2 protein-coding genes are annotated in these 2,017 nt (G+C 25.9%); one reads left to right on the top strand and one right to left on the bottom strand.

Annotated features, from left to right (window positions below; translation table 11 throughout):
• Positions 1-170: 170 nt before the first annotated feature.
• Positions 171-338, bottom strand: coding sequence for a hypothetical protein (locus METFODRAFT_RS11680; protein WP_159089918.1), 168 nt, complete (start codon positions 336-338; stop codon positions 171-173).
• A 188-nt stretch (positions 339-526) separates the two neighbouring features.
• Here METFODRAFT_RS11680 and METFODRAFT_RS09530 point away from each other — a divergent pair, with 188 nt between their 5' ends.
• Positions 527-1,990: a hypothetical protein gene (locus METFODRAFT_RS09530; protein ID WP_141564107.1), complete on the top strand. Its 1,464-nt coding sequence runs from the start codon at positions 527-529 to the stop codon at positions 1,988-1,990.
• Positions 1,991-2,017 lie beyond the last annotated feature (27 nt).

The following is a 2,017-nucleotide window of genomic DNA, read 5'->3' as shown; positions in this document are numbered from 1 at the left end:
CGATGTAGTTATATCGAATATGCAACCANAACCTTTTTTACTCCCATCTCCCTTAGTAGCGTTGAATCGATTATTGCAGTGTATTTAAATCTATTGTCATCAAAAATATCGGGAAGGTTGGATAGTTGAGTATACAAACAAAACTCATTTTCTGATAGTTTTGTAGGTTTTTAACGATAGTCGTTCTGTGAAATTCCCGAGACATACTCTGAAAATGCTTTGATAGTTTTTATCGGCGTTAGCGTTCTAACTTGTGCGAACTTAGATAACTCCTCCGAACAGTTAAATCCTAAACTATTTATAGAATTAGTGAGTATACTATTAAGTGCTGCTAGCATAGGAGATGCACCGTTTTTTAACGAGTTATTTAAGTACTACCTATTTCTATTTTTTGGTCTTAATTTTAATAGTGTTAAATCACACTATCAGTAAAAATACAAAAAATTTTAATCAAAAGATAGAAATTATTAAAAAGAATGTCGTTGTGAGAACAGGATTCATAATATGGAATGTAATTAGAGAATATTTGTATTTTGTAGGTCTGTTACAATTATTCTTTATTTTTCTTTTGTATTTGGGATATTTGTTAATAGATTATTTTCATTTATATACTTTGTTATCGAGCTATATTGTTAATAATAAAGTAAGTAACAATTTAGAATCTTATTTAACTACGGTAGTTTCGGTTATTGGTACAGTATTTGGTATTGTCATTACAATTAGTGCTATAATTATTCAACATGTTTCTGGAGAAAGAGGATATGTATTGATGGATATATTCTTTAAAGATAAAATATTTAAGGGCTATCTAATTTGGAACATATTCGTGATTATGGTCTTTATAATTTGCATTCTTTTTCCATTGACCAACAATACTACTAATGAGATAATATTTTTTATAATATTAACTTTGTCATGTTTTATTGGGCTATTTTTCTATTTATCGAGAGTTATCGATTATTTAAAACCCGATAAATGTATTGAAATAGTGTTATATAACAATTCAAACAAAAATTTAGACGACAGGAAAATATATAGTGCCTATAAAATTATTAGGAAATTTATCGAATTAGAGGAAATGGATGCTGTTATTTATGGTATTAAGGGATTAGAACGTAGTTTTAACAAACTGTATAATAGAGAAACTTCTGGAAACAACAATATTAGATTTATTAACAATATCACGACAATAATTGGGTTGTTGGGATTAGATATTATAAAATACAATAAAATAAATGTTCCTTATGGATGTGAAGTTTTAAAAACTTCAATAGAGACACTTTATAAATCTGCAAAAGTAAAAATAAATAATAGTGCGGATATTTATTGGGAGATAAATACAATAATGAAAATTTATAAAAATTATATGTTAATTGCTGAGGATGAAGAAAGAGAAGGTTCTAAATCTGAAATTACAAAAAATATAATTGAATACGTGGGGGATTTATTCAAAGAAGAAATTAGAAAATTAGATGGTGGATTATCTAACGATTGGAATATTAGATGGTGTTATGATGCATTTAAAGAAATGGCTATAATGACTATACCAAATATAACAACCAATGACTTAGATTACTCAGAGCTATTAAACAAACTTCTTGAAACTGCATATAATCCAGATGGCGAGTATAATTTTATAGAAAAGATTATTAAGGGAGGTAATAGATATAGATTTATATTTAATAGTATGATGAATACGCTTAATCAAATATTGAAGGAAATCCATAAAAATAATTTAGAAGATTATGATTTTTCTGATAAGATATATAAGATTTACAAAATTATTTTAGAAAATTCGTATATTTTTAAAAAATATGATATTTTTTACAATGTTATTAATGATGTAAAAGAAATCAATAAGAGGTTTATCTTAAAAATTAAAAATGCTTTTTACATTCCTATTACAACAAAAAATGAAAAGAATGGTAACATAGAAATATACACAACTTTTGAACTCTCGGATGTTGGAAAAAAATTACAAATATATTGACCGTAATTCCCATCACAAATTTAAATA

The sequence above is a fragment of the Methanotorris formicicus Mc-S-70 genome, from assembly GCF_000243455.1.
Taxonomy (GTDB): Archaea; AGJL01; Methanococci; order Methanococcales; family Methanococcaceae; genus Methanotorris; species Methanotorris formicicus.
This window is presented reverse-complemented; position numbering and strand designations above follow the sequence as displayed.